19 protein-coding genes and 1 riboswitch are annotated in these 17,852 nt (G+C 47.2%); all 19 genes read right to left on the bottom strand.

Annotated elements, in window-relative coordinates:
• Positions 1-8 precede the first annotated feature (8 nt).
• The 19 genes from AC3RCI_RS19200 to AC3RCI_RS19290 all read right to left on the bottom strand — a co-directional run bounded on the left by AC3RCI_RS19200 (position 9) and on the right by AC3RCI_RS19290 (position 17,378).
• Positions 9-536: a redoxin domain-containing protein gene (locus AC3RCI_RS19200; protein WP_336780719.1), complete on the bottom strand. Its 528-nt coding sequence runs from the start codon at positions 534-536 to the stop codon at positions 9-11.
• Positions 537-668: 132 nt separating this feature from the next.
• Positions 669-1,418 carry a pseudouridine synthase gene (locus AC3RCI_RS19205; RefSeq protein WP_095290531.1) on the bottom strand — a complete coding sequence of 250 codons (750 nt, stop codon included), beginning with the start codon at positions 1,416-1,418 and terminating at the stop codon, positions 669-671.
• 229 nt (positions 1,419-1,647) lie between these two features.
• Complete coding sequence (locus tag AC3RCI_RS19210; protein WP_492472590.1) at positions 1,648-2,466, bottom strand: S1 family peptidase; 819 nt, start codon at positions 2,464-2,466, stop codon at positions 1,648-1,650.
• Between the two features lie 66 nt (positions 2,467-2,532).
• On the bottom strand, positions 2,533-3,066 hold the full coding sequence (locus tag AC3RCI_RS19215) for a spore maturation protein (protein ID WP_336780717.1): 534 nt from the start codon (positions 3,064-3,066) through the stop codon (positions 2,533-2,535).
• A gap of 7 nt (positions 3,067-3,073) precedes the next feature.
• Positions 3,074-3,679, bottom strand: coding sequence for a nucleoside recognition domain-containing protein (locus AC3RCI_RS19220; RefSeq protein WP_492529951.1), 606 nt, complete (start codon positions 3,677-3,679; stop codon positions 3,074-3,076).
• Positions 3,680-3,774: 95 nt separating this feature from the next.
• The gene (locus AC3RCI_RS19225; RefSeq protein ID WP_492526017.1) at positions 3,775-4,962 is read right to left on the bottom strand and encodes a D-alanyl-D-alanine carboxypeptidase family protein; all 1,188 of its coding nucleotides are present in this window, start codon (positions 4,960-4,962) and stop codon (positions 3,775-3,777) included.
• A gap of 131 nt (positions 4,963-5,093) precedes the next feature.
• Positions 5,094-5,579 (bottom strand): GerW family sporulation protein, encoded by a 486-nt coding sequence (gene ytfJ, locus AC3RCI_RS19230; protein WP_492526019.1) that lies wholly within the window; start codon positions 5,577-5,579, stop codon positions 5,094-5,096.
• 155 nt (positions 5,580-5,734) lie between these two features.
• The gene (locus tag AC3RCI_RS19235) at positions 5,735-6,472 is read right to left on the bottom strand and encodes a DUF2953 domain-containing protein (protein WP_336780715.1); all 738 of its coding nucleotides are present in this window, start codon (positions 6,470-6,472) and stop codon (positions 5,735-5,737) included.
• 192 nt (positions 6,473-6,664) lie between these two features.
• Positions 6,665-7,330: an SMC-Scp complex subunit ScpB gene (scpB, locus tag AC3RCI_RS19240; protein ID WP_492472587.1), complete on the bottom strand. Its 666-nt coding sequence runs from the start codon at positions 7,328-7,330 to the stop codon at positions 6,665-6,667.
• A complete protein-coding gene (locus tag AC3RCI_RS19245; protein ID WP_095290518.1) occupies positions 7,299-8,099 on the bottom strand; it encodes a segregation and condensation protein A in 801 nt (266 codons plus the stop codon). Before AC3RCI_RS19245 ends, scpB begins: the two co-directional genes overlap by 32 nt.
• 102 nt (positions 8,100-8,201) lie before the next feature.
• Positions 8,202-8,669: a 6,7-dimethyl-8-ribityllumazine synthase gene (ribH, locus tag AC3RCI_RS19250; RefSeq protein ID WP_095290516.1), complete on the bottom strand. Its 468-nt coding sequence runs from the start codon at positions 8,667-8,669 to the stop codon at positions 8,202-8,204.
• An 86-nt stretch (positions 8,670-8,755) separates the two neighbouring features.
• Positions 8,756-9,994 carry a bifunctional 3,4-dihydroxy-2-butanone-4-phosphate synthase/GTP cyclohydrolase II gene (locus AC3RCI_RS19255; RefSeq protein ID WP_127537963.1) on the bottom strand — a complete coding sequence of 413 codons (1,239 nt, stop codon included), beginning with the start codon at positions 9,992-9,994 and terminating at the stop codon, positions 8,756-8,758.
• 39 nt (positions 9,995-10,033) lie between these two features.
• The gene (gene ribE / locus AC3RCI_RS19260; RefSeq protein ID WP_095290513.1) at positions 10,034-10,702 is read right to left on the bottom strand and encodes a riboflavin synthase; all 669 of its coding nucleotides are present in this window, start codon (positions 10,700-10,702) and stop codon (positions 10,034-10,036) included.
• Between the two features lie 46 nt (positions 10,703-10,748).
• Entirely contained in the window at positions 10,749-11,852 is a 1,104-nt protein-coding gene (gene ribD, locus AC3RCI_RS19265; RefSeq protein WP_336780712.1) for a bifunctional diaminohydroxyphosphoribosylaminopyrimidine deaminase/5-amino-6-(5-phosphoribosylamino)uracil reductase RibD, read from the bottom strand.
• A 361-nt stretch (positions 11,853-12,213) separates the two neighbouring features.
• Positions 12,214-12,378: riboswitch (FMN riboswitch) on the bottom strand.
• A gap of 155 nt (positions 12,379-12,533) precedes the next feature.
• Positions 12,534-12,965 (bottom strand): peptidylprolyl isomerase, encoded by a 432-nt coding sequence (locus AC3RCI_RS19270; protein WP_095290511.1) that lies wholly within the window; start codon positions 12,963-12,965, stop codon positions 12,534-12,536.
• A 214-nt stretch (positions 12,966-13,179) separates the two neighbouring features.
• Entirely contained in the window at positions 13,180-14,511 is a 1,332-nt protein-coding gene (gene lysA / locus AC3RCI_RS19275) for a diaminopimelate decarboxylase (protein WP_153979219.1), read from the bottom strand.
• Between the two features lie 107 nt (positions 14,512-14,618).
• Positions 14,619-16,226: a spore germination protein gene (locus AC3RCI_RS19280; protein ID WP_492529953.1), complete on the bottom strand. Its 1,608-nt coding sequence runs from the start codon at positions 16,224-16,226 to the stop codon at positions 14,619-14,621.
• A gap of 86 nt (positions 16,227-16,312) precedes the next feature.
• A complete protein-coding gene (locus AC3RCI_RS19285) occupies positions 16,313-16,741 on the bottom strand; it encodes a stage V sporulation protein AB (RefSeq protein WP_164764228.1) in 429 nt (142 codons plus the stop codon).
• Positions 16,722-17,378 (bottom strand): stage V sporulation protein AA, encoded by a 657-nt coding sequence (locus AC3RCI_RS19290; protein WP_154895566.1) that lies wholly within the window; start codon positions 17,376-17,378, stop codon positions 16,722-16,724. Before AC3RCI_RS19290 ends, AC3RCI_RS19285 begins: the two co-directional genes overlap by 20 nt.
• Positions 17,379-17,852: the final 474 nt, after the last annotated feature.

Here is a 17,852-nt window from a genome sequence, read left to right on the forward strand (position 1 = left end):
ACCTCCTGTCAGGGCTGCTTCGCCAGTTGTGAAATTTGAGCGTCAAGCGTATCCAAATCAAGTTGACCGATATGAATGGTAGAGATTTTGCCCGTATTCGATACGAAAAAGGTTGTAGGCATCGGCGAGATTCCGAAATCCCGAATCGAAGTTTTGTCCTGGTCGAGCATAATCGGAAAATTGACGCCCACCTGACGAACAAAATTATCCACGGTCATCTGATCTTCTCCAGCATTAATGCCGATAAATTGAACACCCTGATCTTTCCACTTGTCTGCTTGAGCTTGAAGCGCTGGCATCTCTTTCACACAGGGCTCACACCAAGTGCCCCAAAAATTGATCACCATGGCCTTACCTTCATATTCTTCAGACGTATGCACTTGACCATCCAGGCCCAGCAATTCAAAAGAAGGAGCCTTGTCCCCTTCTTTCGGCTTGCCATTCGAGCCGGATACCGATGTGGTGATCGCATATCCGCCCAACACCAGGATCAATAACAAAATGACGATTTGCACCGTTCTTCTTGATTTCCCCATGTGCTGCTCCCCTTTGCAGTGACTGATTCGTAATTGTTCATCGTCTCTCCCAACTGTGAACATCCTATGAACAATTATAGCGAATTTCGTCACAAAACTGCGGCGGTTTTATGAAAATTATGTGTCCTCAGATTACCTTTTTTTCATTTTTTTGGCGGGTTCCGATTTTGCGAGTGTAATCAGGTTATTGACTTCCTCTTTGGTTAAATTACGAGTTAGTCCCCGTTTCAGGTTTTGCAGCAAAATACCTCCAAAGGAAATCCGTTTCAAGCGAGTTACCGGGTGGTTAATCGCCTCAAACATACGTCTTACCTGGCGGTTACGACCTTCGTAGATGGTAATGGAAATGACAGCTTCATTGTTAGCTGTGTCCACATCCTTGTACTCCACCTCTGCCGGAGCCGTCATCCCGTCATCCAGCATAATGCCTGTCTTTAATTTCTCCAGGGCAGTACCATGCGGAACGCCTTTGACCGTTGCCAGGTACGTTTTGGGTACATGGTGTTTTGGGTGCGTCAGCAAGTGAGCGAACTCACCATCATTGGTCAAAATGAGCAGACCCTCTGTGTCGTAGTCCAGTCGTCCCACCGGATATACACGTTCTTTGACACCTTTAAGATAGTCGGATACAATTTTCCGTCCTTCCGGGTCAGATGCACTCGTGATCACACCTTTGGGCTTGTTCAACATCAAGTACACTTTCTTTTCACTGCGAATCGGTTTTCCATTAACCGTAATCATATCCTCTTCGGGGTTCGCTTTTGTACCCAGTTCGGTTACGACCTCCCCGTTAACTTCCACTTTGCCGGACAGGATCAGTTCCTCGCTCTTACGGCGAGATGCAATACCTGCCTGTGCGATAATTTTTTGTAATCTTTCCATGTTTGTCATGTCACCTCACACTAATGATACCCATCAAGGCGGGAAATCACAAGGATAATCCAAGGAAAATGTAAACAGGAGGCGATAATGCCCTTTTTCAGCACGATCTCGTGCATATTTAATTAAAAAAGGCCCATCTTCCCATTTCCTGCACCATGACAGGAACTACGAAGATGAGCATGTTTAGTTTTGTGAATATGTATATTCACTTGACGTTAACGACGAAGAATTAACTGGTTACCTTGCCTGCGACAGCAATCTGTTTCTTGGCAGGTGATGTGGTTTCTTTGATGAAAGACTGCAATGTTTTCGACGTAATATAATAGGTTTTTCCGCCATATACAAATGTCATCATACCAATGACCCGATTATTCTGATCGAGTACTGGCCCTCCGGAATTGCCTTGTGCCATGGCTTTCACAATACTGCCAATTCCCTTTTTGCCCGGCACATCCGAAGCTTGGCTGCTGTATACCCGGCTTTTGGCAATCGTATTATAGGTTGAAGGAAACTCTTCGTCCAGCAGCACCAGATCACCGGCAGGATTCTTCGGAAATCCAATTGTATATACAATCTGGTTATCCCTCGCGCTTGCAAACGTAACCGGCTCAGCATCCATATCCTTGTCCAGCTTCAGCAAGGCCATATCAGTTACGGGGTCTGTCTTGATAATCTTTGCTTTAATGGGGCGTTCCAAGTGACCTGGACTCGCTACGGTTAACGTACCTTCGTCTCCATCCATTAGTTCAGCAAACTCCTGAACTACATGGTAGTTGGTCAGAACTTCATCCTTGGAAATCAGTATGGAAGTTCCCACGTCATAGTACACCATATCCGGCTCATCCTGCTTGACCAGACGAACGTTCACCACAGGGAATGAATCTGCAGTAACGGCCATTTGTGCACGAAGTTGTTTGTCAAAGTAACCTGTAAAATGAATCGTGTTGACTGCCTGAGCAGCCGCCATGCCTGTCTGTCCAGCAAGCAAAGAAACGGCAATGATGCTTGACATACCTAAGCGGAGCATTTGTTTTATCCTTTTATGCATGCGTCACTCTCCTCCTCCGCTATCATTCTAGCATATCTAGTATATCGGAAGGAGAGTCATTATATTTTAACCAAAGACAATCAAACAAATAGCCAGAGCAGCAATAAATCCGACCAGGTCAGAGAACAATCCGACTTTGAGTGCATATCGGCCATTTCGTATGCCAACGGCTCCAAAATATACCGTCAGTACATATAAGGTTGTATCTGTGCTCCCTTGGATTGTGGAAGCCATACGTCCGATCATAGAATCCGGGCCATATGTTTTGATTAGATCCGTTGTAAAAGCAAGAGAGCCTGTCCCGGTTAACGGACGTAATATGCCGAGTGGCAGTACTTCTCCGGGAACGCCCATCCAGGATACAAGCGGAGCGAACAGACTGATAACATAATCCAGTGCGCCTGAAGCCCGGAAAACACTGATTGCTACCATCATTCCCACCAGATGCGGGATAATGGTGATCGCCGTGGAAAATCCATCTTTTGCTCCATCAACAAAGGATTCATATACCGGAACCTTTTTAGTAAACGCATATAATGGAACGAACGCGATAATAACCGGAATGGCCCAGACGGAAATCCAGTTGATGAAGGTTAACATGATGGATTCATCCTTTCATGCTGGAATTACCGCTCTTTATAACACGTGGCGGTCTGTTTAAGGTCCTGTTCCTATACCAGCGATCTGCCAAAATGGCGGCGAGCGTGGCAATAATCGTTGCCATCAGCGTGGTGCCCACAATCTCTGTTGCATTGGCTGAATGGTAGTTCAAACGAATGGCGATAAGGGTGGTCGGGATAATGGTTATACTTGCCGTATTTAGTGCGAGCAATGTACACATTGCAGGGGAAGCTGTTTGTTTATCGGGATTCAGCTCCTGCAGCTGCTGCATGGCCTTGATTCCCATTGGCGTTGCCGCATTGCCGAGACCAAGCAGATTAGCGCTCATGTTGGACAAAATATAACCCATAGCTGGATGATTCCGGGGCACATCAGGAAACAAAAAGGCAACGACCGGACCGAGCAGTTTGGCTATTTTACCAAGCAATCCTGCATCTTCTGCCATTTTCATCATCCCCATCCAGAACACAAGCACACTAATTAATCCAAAACATACGGTTACCCCCGTTGCCGCCCCATCAAAAGCAGCCTGGGTAACAACCTCAATATTTCCTTTCGCCGCTGCAAAGCCAAACCCAACAACAATCATCATAAGCCAGATTACGTTAATCAAGACGTTAAAACCTCCTCTGGAAGCACAGTACATCCCAGATTCACGTTGAATGAGGTACTTATGCTTCCTGATCATTATGGAGATAACAAATGACTCAGCACCGCCCGCCATGCAGTTGCCCAGGTTGAAACTTTACCGATCTCGCCAAGAGCTGCGTCATCTGACTTCGGCTCAGGTGGAATGTAGCTGCCTTTGCGATACACCGGGATTGAACCAATAAACTCCCCTTTGAGCTTCAGATCAATGCGCCCAGCGAGGCCGAAGGATGGATCCAGTTGCTCCTCATTCTTTTCGCCTCTTGTCTCCGCTGGATTGGTCGTTAACACCAGCCTTTTGGTTACGCCCGACTTCTCACTCTCCGCAAGTGGATACGTAAATCCACGCCCCGTAATAACATCCGTGTTAGCCACTGGCTGCTCTTTTTGAGCAATCTCCACCAAAGGGAAATTCTCAAATCCAAAATCAAGCATGCGCGCATGATCATTCCAGTCATTTCCATCATTTAACGTGACAGCAGCCAGCTGCTGACCATTCCGAGTTGCGGAGCTAACCAGGCACCGAAACGCCTTTTTGGTATATCCGGTTTTCACCCCATCAGCGCCTTCATACAATCGCAGCATTTTATTTTTGTTGTGCCAGGAGTACTCCCAACTCTCATTCGGATTAGGCGCTGATTTGTCCTCGGTAGCAACGATTCGTTTAAAAACAGGATTGTGCAGTGCATAAGCCGTTAAACGGGCCAAGTCATTGGCTGTGGAATAGTGTCCATCTGCATCAAGACCGTGTGGATTCATAAAATGGGAATGCTTAAGTCCAATTTCCTCTGCCTTTTGGTTCATTAACAGGACGAAGCCTTCTTCCGAACCCCCAACATGCTCTGCGATAGCAGAAGCGGCATCATTGCCTGACCTCAGCATTAAACCGTATAACATGTTTTCCAGTGTCATTTCTTCTCCCAATTTGAGATAAAGGGATGACCCTTCCTTGGCAAAAGCGGTTGAGGATACTTTTACTTTGTCATCAAGTTTCCCTTGTTCAATGGCGACAATGGCTGTCATGATTTTGGTCAAACTGGCAATGCGCAGTTCCTTATCCCCGTCCTTGCTGTATAGGATTCTTCCAGAAGTCACATCAATGAGCGCTGCGCTCTGCGCATGGGTTGATGGGCCAGGGATCGTTCCTTGTGCTTCAGCAACCTGTATGAAAGGCAGAAGCAGCAATGGTACAAGCAAACTAATCATTACTTTCTTAAACATTCGCATCAATTCATTCCTCCGGGTCACTGGAATCTTGTACTAACTTATGTTCGGACAACCTAAAGTATGTCCCATCTTTCCAAACAGCAAAAATCCCTCTCACAAAGATCTGTGATAAGGGATCCAGATAAAACGGCTTAGCTGTAAGTGGTATGATCTGGTGTAACACGTACGCCAGAGTCATCATTCTGCGAAGTATTACGCTGGAACATCCCCTGTATTCTGTCAAGAACATAAGGTGTAGAATCAATGAGTTTCTCAAACAGATGAGTGGAGTTGTCCAGTGGCACGATGTGCACGCCTTGTTTTCCAACAACAAGGAAGGCAATCGGACGGATGGATACGCCGCCACCACTACCTCCACCGAATGGTGAAGCAACGTTGGCTGAATGAGCACTCTCAGTCTTTGCACCAGGAACGGAGCTGCCTTCTTTGCTCTTTCCATCATTCACATGAAAATCGCTGCCTCCAGTTGCGAATCCAAAACCGACTTTACTGATCGGCAGAATAACCGTGCCGTCTGGTGTTTCGACCGCATCGCCAACAATGGTATTAACATCCACCATGGCCTTGATATTCTCCATTGCGGTTTCCATTAAGCCTTGAATTGGATGATCTGACATTTGAATTCCCTCCAGTTTCAATTTAAACTAGGTTTGATCTAACCATATCATCCCCAAACCTGATCAGACTATGTAAGTCTCAGTGCAGAACAAGCAAGGAAACAGCACCCAACATTCTTGGAGGACTATCAAACAAAAGCAACCGAAATAGCATGTTACTGGGTTTGCCCGCGTTCAACCTTGCTGTTTTTTAATTTTTGCTTATGTCTGCGCCGTTGTTCCCGCAGTATTCTCAGCCACATTCGCCATCCGCCATCCACTTCAAAAACCCGTGTCATCAGCCTCACTCCTGCGAGCATAACCGCCGTAATGCGAATTCTCATTCTGCAGTTCAGCTCGGTTTGAAACTCCATTTCATCTTCCCAAACAGGAACCACTTCAAGCATGGGCGGACGTTTAAATTGAATCTGATACGACAAAAAACCGATGATAATCGACTTGATGCTCCATACCCAGCCTGTAAGAATAGCAGTGTGCGCTGCATCTCCGATACCTATTCGGGTTGACCAGGACAGCTGGGTCATATGTACACGGCTTAGCGTTTGTTGAACCCAAATTTTAAGCGCATCCGTAGCCCTCATCATGATTTTTACTTCTTTTGCCCACTTTTGGACTTTACGTTTGTTGACACGCTCGTGACCCTCGGCTTCTCCGTGCTTATGGTTCACATGCTGTTCGGTTTTTACCAAAAAACCTTCTTTCATATTACGAAAGACGATGCTTGGTATTTCATAGTTAATTCGCACAATACCGTAAAGGAGACGAACATTAATCCGAGCGTAATCATCACTTTTATGTTTACGGAACGTAAAATGCACATGAACATTCGAGATGAGAACAGCGGCAAGCAGCAGTGCGGCGAACAAGCCGATTCCTCCAAGCCAAATCCACACAGGCCTTACCTCCAAGCCCTCAATTCTTTACACGTCTAGTATGACACTCTATATAGGAAATAATTCACGGCTGACCTGAAAATTCCATACATAGTTGAAATTCCCCACGTTTGCTAAGGGTTCATGGTATGCAAAAAAACCGCCACCTTATCAGGCACCGGTTTATTACTGTTTCCTATGGACAATTCGAGCTTACGAGTCCAGATCCTCGTCATGAACCTCATAATTGTTATCCATATTTTCATGGTCAAACTCATTCTGATCCGTGCTTCCCGAGTCCACCTGTTGTCCATCCAGCTTGTTGAACAGCATCTGTGTCTCTTCTTCCAGATTCTCAGAATCTTCAAACAAACCCGGTTCAGGAAGATCTTTAAGTGAAGCAAGTCCAAAATAGTCAAGAAACGATTTGGTTGTTCCGTACAATATAGGTCGTCCAATCGCCTCAGCTCGTCCTACTTCTTCAATTAAATCCTTATTGACCAGTGTATGGATGGCCCGTTCGGATTTCACACCGCGAATCTCTTCGATCTCGACCCGTGTAATGGGCTGACGATACGCCACAATGGCTAGTGTTTCAAGTGCAGCCTGAGATAATGAGGTCCGTGCAGGAGAGTAAGCCAGCTTTTCAAAGTACGCAGCATGCTCCGGCAGCGTTCCCAACTGGACCACTCCCGCTATTTTGAGAATTTGAACGCCTCGCCCCTGGTTCATGAAGTCAGCGATCATTTCCTCTACGGCATCGGATACCAGTTCTACCCGCTGATCCACGATCTCGGCAATTTGTTTGATGCTTAGACCTTCCTCTCCGGACAAAAAGAGCAGCCCCTCAATAATCGACTTCAATTTCGGAAAATCCATGATTCCTTGCTTCCCCTCTCCACTCCATAACGATATCCTCAAACATCCGCTCCTGGTAACAGACAATCTGTTTCATCTTCATCAGTTCCAGTACAGCCAAAAATGTGACTACAATTTCATGCCGGTAAATCTGATCATCCAGCAGTTTGGAAAATAACAGCCTTCCTCCCGGTCCCATACTCTCCAGAGCTCCAACGACATCACGTATACGATCCTTCACCGAGATCTCATCGCGCTGAATTCGTGTAACCGTTGTACGCTTCTCTGCCTTGCGCAGTGCCTTCTGAAAAGCGGCAATCAGATCCGAAGTATGCAATCCCTCTACCGGATTTGATTGGGTCTCCACAGGCATATACGGCCTCAGGTCCTCAGGCTCTTTGGAGAAGATAAGGCTCCGTTCCCATTCCCGCTCATGCAGATGACGGGCTATTCCTTTGTATTTGCGATATTCTATCAGACGTGCAATCAGCTCCGCACGTGGATCATAATCTTCTTCTTCCATATAATCATAATCCTCAAAGTCTTCAATCACCGGTGGTTTGGGCAGTAAAAGTTTGCTCTTGATGGACAGAAGCGTTGCTGCCATTACCAAAAACTCACTCGTAATATCCAGCTCCAATTCCTGCATCGAATGCAGATACGCCATATATTGATCGGTAATATCGCTGATGGGAATATCCTGGATATGAATTTCTGCCTTATCGATCAGATGAAGCAGCAGATCCAAAGGCCCTTCAAAAGTTTCCAGTTTATATGTAACTACCGTCACTAGACGAATCCTCCCGCCAGAAAAATACAAAACCCCGCTAAGCCGCCGAATCCGGTCTCCCGAATTCGTCTGCGCAGAGCAGGGCACTACATTAAATAAGCACTATTTTAGCTGTTTCGTCAAGTTCGCCATTTCAATTGCAGCCGTGGCAGCATCCCAACCTTTGTTACCAGCCTTCGTACCAGCACGTTCAATCGCCTGTTCAATATTCTCCGTTGTAACCAGACCAAAGATCGTTGGCACGCCAGTTTTGAGGTTAATAGCCGCCACTCCTTTTGCCATTTCATTGCACACATAATCATAATGTGTCGTTGAGCCACGAATAACCGTTCCCAGTGTAATGACAGCGTCATATTTGCCGCTCTCCGCCATTTTCTGTGCAATCAGCGGGATTTCGAATGCTCCTGGAACCCAGGCTACGTCGACTTCACTGTCCTGCACCCCGTGACGTTTGAACGCATCAAGTGCTCCGCTGAGCAATTTGCTTGTAATAAATTCGTTAAAACGTCCTACAACCACTCCATATTTTAAACCTTCCGATACCAAATGTCCTTCAAAAAAGTTCGGCATTTAAGTCATCTCCTCTAATGTATAATGTAATGTAATTAACCGATTTGTGAGCATTTATTTTTCCATAAATTACATGAGAAAAAAGATTAATTTTTCTCTTCGTTCTGTTCGATATCATCGAACTTCAACATATGCCCCAGCTTCGCCTGCTTGGTATGCAGGTAAAGCGTATTATCCTCGTTCTCTTCCATCTGGATGGGAACACGCTCCACTACTTCAAGACCATAACCTTCAAGGCCTTTGATTTTGCGGGGATTATTCGTTAACAGACGAATTTGGCGAACGCCGAGATCCTTCAGAATCTGTGCACCAATACCATAATCACGCAGATCAGCGGCAAACCCCAGTTTCAGGTTGGCATCTACAGTGTCCAGACCTTCCTCCTGCAGCTTATAGGCTTTGAGTTTGTTAATCAGTCCAATGCCCCGGCCTTCCTGTCTCATATAGAGCAGAACGCCATTGCCTTCATCATGAATCTGTTTGAGTGCTGCATCGAATTGCGGTCCGCAGTCACAGCGGTGGGAGTGGAATACGTCGCCTGTAAGACATTCGGAGTGAACACGAACCAATACGGGCTTGGAAGAGTCGATTTCACCTTTGACCAAGGCTACATGCTCTTTGTTGTCCACTGCATTCGTATAGGCCACTGCTTGAAACTCGCCAAAATCCGTTGGCATGCGGACAGCCACTTCACGTTGAACCAGCTGTTCCTTCTCATTACGGTAACGGATCATGTCCTGAATACTAATCAGTTTCAGGTCATGCTTGCGGGCAATCTCCTGCAGATCAGGCAGTCTCGCCATCGTGCCATCTTCCTTGATGACCTCACAGATCACACCAGCCGGATAGGAACCGCACATGATCGCCAGATCAACAGCAGCTTCCGTGTGCCCGGCGCGGCGGAGCACTCCTCCGTCTTTGGCAATGAGCGGGAACATATGCCCCGGCTTGCGGAAATCACTGCTTTTGGCTTCCGGATCAATTAGACCCTTCACCGTAATGGATCGTTCATGTGCAGATATGCCTGTTGTTGTATCCTTGTGATCCACGGAAACTGTAAATGCCGTTCCATGGAAGTCCGTATTTTGCTGAACCATCGGTTTCAGATTGAGCTCATCCGCACGCTGCTGCGTAATGGGAACACAGACCAGACCTCTGCCCTCGGTAATCATGAAGTTGATGACTTCAGGTGTAGCCTTCTCTGCCAGCGCAATAAAGTCCCCTTCATTCTCCCGATCCTCATCATCCACAACAATGACGGGTTTGCCGCGCATCAAATCGTATATCGCTTCCTCTATGGGATCTAATATGGATTGATCTGACATAAGTTCCCCTCCAGTCTCTCTTTGTAATGGTTATGCTCCTTATGCAAAGCCATGGTTGGCCAAAAACTCTTCACTGATGCTTTTCGGTTTGCCAGCACCCGTTTCGGGATGCCCTTTGCCGTAATGGAGCAGATGGTCCACATATTTCCCCAAAATGTCACATTCAATGTTGATGGTATCCCCCGGCTTTTTCACCTGAAGCACCGTTTCTCCAATGGTATGGGGAATAATCGATACGGTAAACGAGGCTTCTGTCGTCTTCACCACGGTGAGACTAATGCCATCGAGGGTTACCGAACCCTTTGGAATTAAATATTTGAACAGTTCGTGGTCGTCAGGTTTGATCTCAAAAACAACCGCATTCTGATCACGTGTGATCCCGCCAATGACTCCCGTACCATCTACGTGTCCTTGTACGATGTGGCCACCAAAACGCCCACCCGACTGCATCGCCCTTTCCAGGTTCACTTTACTGCCCGATTGCAGCTGACTCAGATTGGTATGACGGTAGGTTTCAGGCATGACATCTGCGGTAAACCCTCCGCTTTCCAGCGTCGTTGCCGTAAGACATACTCCGTTTACAGATACACTGTCACCAATCTTCAGATCGTCCATGATGGCGGAAGCTCCGATATTCAGGACCAATGCTTCGCCTTTTCGACCGATACGCCGAATCTGACCGACCTCTTCCACCAAACCGGTAAACATGCTGCCGCCTCCTTATGCTTATATCTTGCCTTGCTTATTCGATCCGTTATTCAGGCCAGACAGGGATTCCGCCAATACTGATATTATCTCCAACTTGCTCAATTTCCAGCTGATTCAATTGAATGGCCTGACTCATGCGCTCCACCCCTTCAAATCGGAAGCTTCCCGGTGTGTCGTATCCGCCCACAATCTTTGGAGCGATAAACATCAACAGCCGATCGACCAATTTGGCTTCCAGCATGGCACCATTCAATGTGCCTCCACCTTCAAGCAGGATGGAGCCGATTTCCCGTTCTCCCAGCTTGCTAAGCGCACTCAGCAAATCCACACGTGGTCCAGGACCACAGCGAATAATTTCAACACCGTAGGCTTCTAGACGTTCGGCCGCCTCAGGGCTCGCCTCATCGGTCGTAAGTACCCATGTCGGTGCTAGTCCATCCTTGACCATCTTGGCCCCAACCGGGAGACGCAGCTTCGAATCGACAACAATTCGCACAGGACTGATCCCTTCCACTTGGAGGCGGGTGGTCAGCTCCGGATTGTCTGCAATAACCGTATCTACACCAACCATGATGCCCTGATGACGATGGCGAAGTACATGTACGATTTCCCGTGCGGGTTCGTTGGAGATCCATTTGCTGTCTCCACTGCGGGTTGCAATTTTGCCATCCAGCGTGGATGCCGTTTTTAAGGTGACAAACGGCAAACCGGTGGTAATGTACTTAATGAATTTTTCATTCAGACGTCTTCCGCGCTCACGCAGAACGCCAACTTCAACCTCAATGCCTTGTTGACGCAGCATACTGATTCCTCTGCCGGATACCTGCGGATTTGGATCCTCACAACACACCACGACACGCTTCACTTTCTCGTGAATCAAACGTTCGCTGCATGGCGGCGTCTTGCCATAGTGGCTGCACGGCTCCAACGTAACATAGACCGTACTGCCCTCAGCATCGCTGCCAGCCATATTCAATGCGTGTACCTCCGCATGGCCCGTACCCCGCTTGAGATGACTTCCCAGACCTACAACCCGGCCTTCTTTTACAACAACACATCCGACGACAGGGTTAATCCCCGTTTGCCCTTGTGCACGTTCTGCCATATCCAACGCAAGCCCCATATAAAATTCATCATTGATTATTTCCAAGTCCGGTCACCCCACGGTTAGAATCTTAGATTATAGGCCTCCCATCGAGCAGAGAGGCGGTTATACCATATCCAAATAAAAAATCCCCACTCGAACTATCGTTCGGGTAGGGATGATGAGAGACATGTGTCACCAGCAGGATGTCGTTGATACGATTGCCAACAGCACTCCGCCATAATTCCATTTCAGGCAAGTGAAAGCAAACACATACCTAAAGATCACAATTACAGGTAAAGAGCTTCTATGATGTGGCATATGTATGGAAACCGCCGGATAACCGACATTCCCTGCACAGAAATAAAACCTCGTCTCATGCTGTGCAGCAACGCATCTGCGGAATGCAGTCCAATTAGGGCTGCATCCTCTCCTTCTCCCATCCAGACTATACTGTCGGTTCTGGAATTGCACCAGATCAGCCATCTGCCACAGGCAGACAGGTCACGGACTTTGCAACAGTGCTGGATAAATATCCTCACACAGGTGCATCACCGCCGGTAGGGAATTTCACCCTGCCCTGAAGGATCGCTTTCGTTATTAATTGGATGTTAGCACTTTAACGCCGAAAAATCAATTGTTTTTTGTTCCTTTTTGTCACATACTAACTTTTAATAAGCAAAAGGATATAAAAAAACCGCTTCGTCTTATCAACGAAACGGCCATTTTTATCGATTAAGAAAACGATTAAACTTCTACGACTTCAACAGTTTCCATTTTGTCGCGACCTTCGAAAGCATCTACGAACTCCATACCTTTGGTTACTTTACCAAATACGGTATGTTGTCCATCCAGATGCGGCTGTGGCTGGTAGCAGATGTAGAACTGGCTTCCACCTGTGTTACGGCCTGCATGTGCCATTGCAAGTGTTCCGCGCTCATGTTTGTTCGGGTTGATCTCACAGTTGATTGTGTATCCTGGGCCACCTGCACCCGTTCCGTTAGGGCATCCGCCTTGTGCGACGAAGCCTGGAATTACGCGGTGGAATACAAGACCGTTGTAGAAGCCGGAGTTAGCCAGCTTCTCAAAGTTTGCCACTGTGTTTGGAGCTTCTTGATCGAACAGGTCGATTAGAACTTCTCCGCCGTTTGCCATTTTGATTTTCGCTTGTTTCGCCATATGTAAATGACTCCTTTCGTATTGACCATCGTTAGTGGTGCCATCCTGCATGACCCTGGGCCAAGCTCTATAGCACTTTTCTTAGTGTACACCGAAATGAGTCCAACCGCAAAATAAACCGCATTTTTTTTCGAAAATGTTGGGTCTAAAGGCAAAAAAAAGACAAAAAGGACTGTTCCTTTTTGTCTTTTTTACTATTTAGTATTTCTTAACATTAACGGGTTACAGGCTGTTTAGCGATACGCTCAGGCACGAGGTCATTCTGAATGATGTCCTGGTACGTTTCGCGACGTACAACAACATCACCTTGGCCGTCTTTAACAAACACGACTGCCGGACGGCGAATTCGGTTATAGTTGCTTGCCATGGAGTAGTTGTACGCACCTGTGCAGGCAACGGCAAGCAGATCCCCGCTCTGAACTTTAGGCAGGTCCAGATCCCAGATCAACATATCGCCGCTCTCGCAGCATTTGCCGGCAATCGACACGGTCTCCTGAGCAGACTCATTAGCGCGGTTGGCGAGTACAGCTTCATATTTGGATTCATACAGTGCTGGACGCGGGTTGTCCGTCATCCCGCCATCAACTGCAACATATTTGCGTACACCAGGGATATCTTTGCTCGTACCAACGGTGTACAGTGTCGTACCTGCTTCACCAACAATACTGCGGCCTGGTTCTACCCAGATTTCCGGAACGTCATATCCAATTTGGGCAAAGTGATTTTTAACAGCATCCGTGATGGCTTTTACATACTGAGCCACTTCAAGCGGAGTATCCCCTTCTGTATAGCGGATACCGAATCCACCGCCCAGGTTAACCACTTTGAACGCTACGTTAATACGCTCATATACACTCGCAGCGAATTCAGCTACACGCTGAATCGCCATTTGGAAACCTTCCACCTCAAAGATTTGAGAACCGATGTGGGAGTGCACACCCAGCAATACCAGGTTGGACTGTTTGGAAGCGAGTTCAATCGCTTCAAATGCCGTTCCGTTACCGATATCGAATCCAAATTTCGAATCCGTTTGACCTGTGGAAATATATTCATGCGTATGCGCCTCAACACCAGGCGTCACACGAAGCAGGATGTTCACTTGACGATTCTTCTCTGCGGCTACAGCCTGCAGCAAGTGCAATTCATTGAAGTTATCCACAACGAAGCAGCCGATCTCGGCATCAAGTGCCATTTCGATCTCTTCCAATGTTTTGTTATTGCCGTGGAAATGAATGCGTTCAGCAGGGAATCCTGCTTGCAGTGCTGTAAACAGTTCACCGTCCGAAACCACATCCAGTGAGAGCCCTTCTTCCGCAGCCAGAGCACACATCGCCATTACGCAAAACGCTTTGCTTGCATATGCGACTTGGAAACCCAGCCCAGATGCACGGAATGCATCCATGTATTCTCTGCAGCGGTCGCGAACCAATTGCTCGTCCACAACATACAGTGGTGTTCCAAATTGTTCTTTCAAGTCCGTTGCATCTACTCCGCCAATTTCCAGATGGCCTTGAGCATTTATTTTACTTGTACCATGTAAATACATAATCAGCATTCCTCACTTTTTTATATACTGGAACAGCTTCTTCTATTCCAATGATTTTACACCAGTATATCAAATTCGTCAGCGAGAAGAATGGATTTTTAGGCAGATCATTTGTGTTTTTTACTTTTTCGCTTTTCACCGTCCGGATCATCGGGCATTTTGGTGTTATCTCTTGTTTTGTTGAATGATGGACGTTTCTTATTTTCAAGCAGAGGCATACGGAACAGGAAGTTCCCCAGGGCCTTTGCATTAAAAGGTATAAACGGCCATAAGTAAGAGGAATTATAGGATCGGTGTATAGTCAGCGCTATAACAAGCAGTGTTGTACCTACCACAAACCCCGGCACCTTAAAAATGGCAACAGCGATCAGCAGAAACAGCCTCACCAGCCGATTCGCAAGCCCAAGCTCATAGCTTGGTGTCGCAAACATACCGATGGCAGCAATAGCCATGTACAGAACGACCTCATTGACAAAATATCCTGTTTTTACAGCGATATCCCCGACCAATATTGCTGCAATCAAGCCCATTGCCGATGCAAGAGGTGTAGGAGTATGAACTGCCGCCATACGTAACAAATCGACCCCAAGCTCAATTAACAGGAACTGCAAAATGATGGGCAGCTTCACATTCTCTTGTGGACCAATAAAATCCAGTCCCGCTGGTTTGAGCGCAGGATCAATAACCATCAGCATCCATAGCGGCAGCAAAAACAACGAGATTAATATGCCAGCAAAGCGCACCCAACGCAAGTAAGTCCCCATAAACGCAGTCTGTCTGTTCTCTTCTGCATGTTCACACAGATCGAAGAAAGTTGTAGGCAAAATCATCACACTTGGCGATGTATCGACGAAAATGACGACCCTGCCCTCAAGCAGATGAGATGCCGTAACATCAGGCCGTTCCGAGTAGCGCACCAGAGGGAAAGGGTTCCATCCCTTATTGATAATCGCTTCCTCCAGCTGTTTATCTGCTGCCGGTATACCGTCGATATCTACCCGTTTGATTTTTTCGCGGACTGAATCCACCTGCACTTTATCGACGATATCATCGATGTACACCACGCAAACATCGGTTTGAGTTCTCCGGCCCACTTGCATGATCTCGAACTTCAATCCAGGGTCGCGAATCCTGCGTCTCACCAAGGTCACGTTGGTCAGAAGTGTTTCGGTGAAGCCGTCCCTTGACCCCCGGACAACGCGTTCGAGAGAAGGTTCTTCGGGTGAGCGAACCGGATAACTCCGTGTATCCATCACTAATACCGAGCGGTCCCCTTCAACAAATAAAGCACTCATACCCGTAAGAACCTTGTTGATGACAGCACTCATTTTATCGACTTTCTCTACCTGGATATGTGGAATGTAGCAATCGAAATACGACTTAAGCGCATGGCCTGATATTTGATCAGGGGTTAGATAGGTCAACCTTTTCAACACTTCCAGCAAAATTTCATCTTTTGCAAATCCTGTCAGCATCAATAATCCGACATTTTTGCCTCCAAGGGTCATCTCTCTCATATTGACATCAAAGGACTCCCCGAGGCCCAAAACCTGCTTCAACGTATACTTGTTGTCACTCATACGAGCGGAGATATCATCCCTGTCCTGCCAGTACTGCACCGATTCTTCAACACTATCGGACATCTCATCCTGCTTCTTTTTTTCGTACGCCCTGCGCTCCTCTTCCTTTTGAATTTCATAGGGCGTCTTGTGCATCAGCTCTTCGGGTACTCCCTCACCTGAACCATGTCCAAGATTGTCAGATCTCACATCCATTTTCTTTCCTCCTTCGATTCCTTGACCTAACGCTGATATACAAAAAAGTCAAACAAGGAACCTGTCATTTTGCCCAAAATCATGGCCAGCAGCAGTCCAAACAAATACGATTTCATGCCCAGACGTTTAGCAAGTACTGGCAGCACATTTAATACCTCGGTCAGTGCCGCGGCAAGCAGGCCGATAAACACACCGCAAAAGCACCCAATTATTGGACTCAGGATCAATATTCCATGTACCTTCCAATGCCAGAAATCAGCAATGGTTCCAACGAGCGACCCTCCGATCAATGCTCCCTCATACCAATGCGTTTTGTCATAAGAACGGGTGAGCTGCGCCAATCTGGGGATCATATCAAGCACGAGAATGAGGGCGATCACGCCGCTTCCTACGGCAACTCCTCCCGCAATCCCAAGTACAATACTGATCGCTCCATTAAGAACGCTCATCGGCATTCATCTCCCCGCGTTCCTGCTCATGCATTCGTTCGGTTTCCTCAATGACGACAAACTTGTCTACATTTTGCTGATATAAAAACATTTCCACTTCAAGCGGAGTAGGTTCCTCATTCCACTTTTTCTTGAATAAATGATTAAAGAATACAGCCATACCAAACCCGATTCCGATGGAGTATGCCACCTGAAACAAATAAGGATGCTCGTCCCGGCGACCCGTTATCATTTCCACGATTCGAATCTGAACTTCCTGCATGTTCACATCTGCATGGAAATTCATGATGGTCAGGGCCGATCCAAAGAACAACAACAGCCAGACCAGGATGAACAGCGATTTGGAAGGTTTGCCCGTGCCCGCAACGACCTCAACCAGCGTATGCCCCGAACCAATGAGTTCGACGGTAACTTCCGGCAGCAGGCGCCGTATCTGAGGGATGATCTGCAAAATGTCAATCAGGATCAGATTGCCGTCCTCCGGTCCCGGGCGCAGCAGTTCAAGCTCAAGCAGCCTTCGTTCCCCATCTTCCGGAGAGGTTAACACATGAGCGATATCACCAAGCTTGACGCCTCTGCCCCTCTGGATGCGGATACGGCTGCGCAGACGAATATAGACCGTTGGAGTGGGTGTCAGAGACATCCGAAACACTCCTTTACTGCGTAATTTAGGTTAGTATTTGAAGAATGTGCAAATTTATTACATTCCGGTTGGAAAAAGGTTCGGTAACCTGCTGACACTCCGGGATGGATCGGTCACTGGCCGCTGTTCTTCGAATGTTAAAGAATAGAACTGACACGCGGGCACTTCGGCGGCAGACCAACCTTGCGATCGCTGTTGTCTCCAAATTTCCCTTATTAAATTTTCTGTTGTAGAAATTCGGAGTCAAAGGCGAACGCTTCGCTTCTTCAGGTTTATTCTGCCGCCTGCGTTGCTAGTGTAAGCATGAAGTAAACCTCCTGCGCTTCGCTCCCTTGACCGATTCCATCCCTCCGCTGCATGTGTCCCCGCTTTCCAAAAGACTGAAAAAATATGCTGGAGGGTGGGTAGTCGAGAGGAAGACTGTTTTCAATTGATCAACACTTTAAAAGCTAGCCTATTCCACAACAAAAAAAG

The organism is Paenibacillus sp. MT124, assembly GCF_058792755.1.

Coding starts and splice junctions, on each gene's coding strand:
- AC3RCI_RS19270 (WP_095290511.1), bottom strand. CDS start 12,965: ATGGCGAAACAAGCGAAAATCAAAATGGCAAACGGCGGAGAAGTTCTA.
- AC3RCI_RS19200 (WP_336780719.1), bottom strand. CDS start 536: ATGGGGAAATCAAGAAGAACGGTGCAAATCGTCATTTTGTTATTGATC.
- AC3RCI_RS19290 (WP_154895566.1), bottom strand. CDS start 17,378: ATGTCTCTGACACCCACTCCAACGGTCTATATTCGTCTGCGCAGCCGT.
- AC3RCI_RS19210 (WP_492472590.1), bottom strand. CDS start 2,466: ATGCATAAAAGGATAAAACAAATGCTCCGCTTAGGTATGTCAAGCATC.
- AC3RCI_RS19205 (WP_095290531.1), bottom strand. CDS start 1,418: ATGGAAAGATTACAAAAAATTATCGCACAGGCAGGTATTGCATCTCGC.
- AC3RCI_RS19280 (WP_492529953.1), bottom strand. CDS start 16,226: ATGCACAAGACGCCCTATGAAATTCAAAAGGAAGAGGAGCGCAGGGCG.
- lysA (WP_153979219.1), bottom strand. CDS start 14,511: ATGTATTTACATGGTACAAGTAAAATAAATGCTCAAGGCCATCTGGAA.
- AC3RCI_RS19285 (WP_164764228.1), bottom strand. CDS start 16,741: ATGCCGATGAGCGTTCTTAATGGAGCGATCAGTATTGTACTTGGGATT.
- AC3RCI_RS19220 (WP_492529951.1), bottom strand. CDS start 3,679: ATGATGATTGTTGTTGGGTTTGGCTTTGCAGCGGCGAAAGGAAATATT.
- ribH (WP_095290516.1), bottom strand. CDS start 8,669: ATGCCGAACTTTTTTGAAGGACATTTGGTATCGGAAGGTTTAAAATAT.
- AC3RCI_RS19255 (WP_127537963.1), bottom strand. CDS start 9,994: ATGTCAGATCAATCCATATTAGATCCCATAGAGGAAGCGATATACGAT.
- scpB (WP_492472587.1), bottom strand. CDS start 7,330: ATGGATTTTCCGAAATTGAAGTCGATTATTGAGGGGCTGCTCTTTTTG.
- ytfJ (WP_492526019.1), bottom strand. CDS start 5,579: ATGTCAGATCATCCAATTCAAGGCTTAATGGAAACCGCAATGGAGAAT.
- AC3RCI_RS19225 (WP_492526017.1), bottom strand. CDS start 4,962: ATGCGAATGTTTAAGAAAGTAATGATTAGTTTGCTTGTACCATTGCTG.
- ribE (WP_095290513.1), bottom strand. CDS start 10,702: ATGTTTACCGGTTTGGTGGAAGAGGTCGGTCAGATTCGGCGTATCGGT.
- AC3RCI_RS19215 (WP_336780717.1), bottom strand. CDS start 3,066: ATGTTAACCTTCATCAACTGGATTTCCGTCTGGGCCATTCCGGTTATT.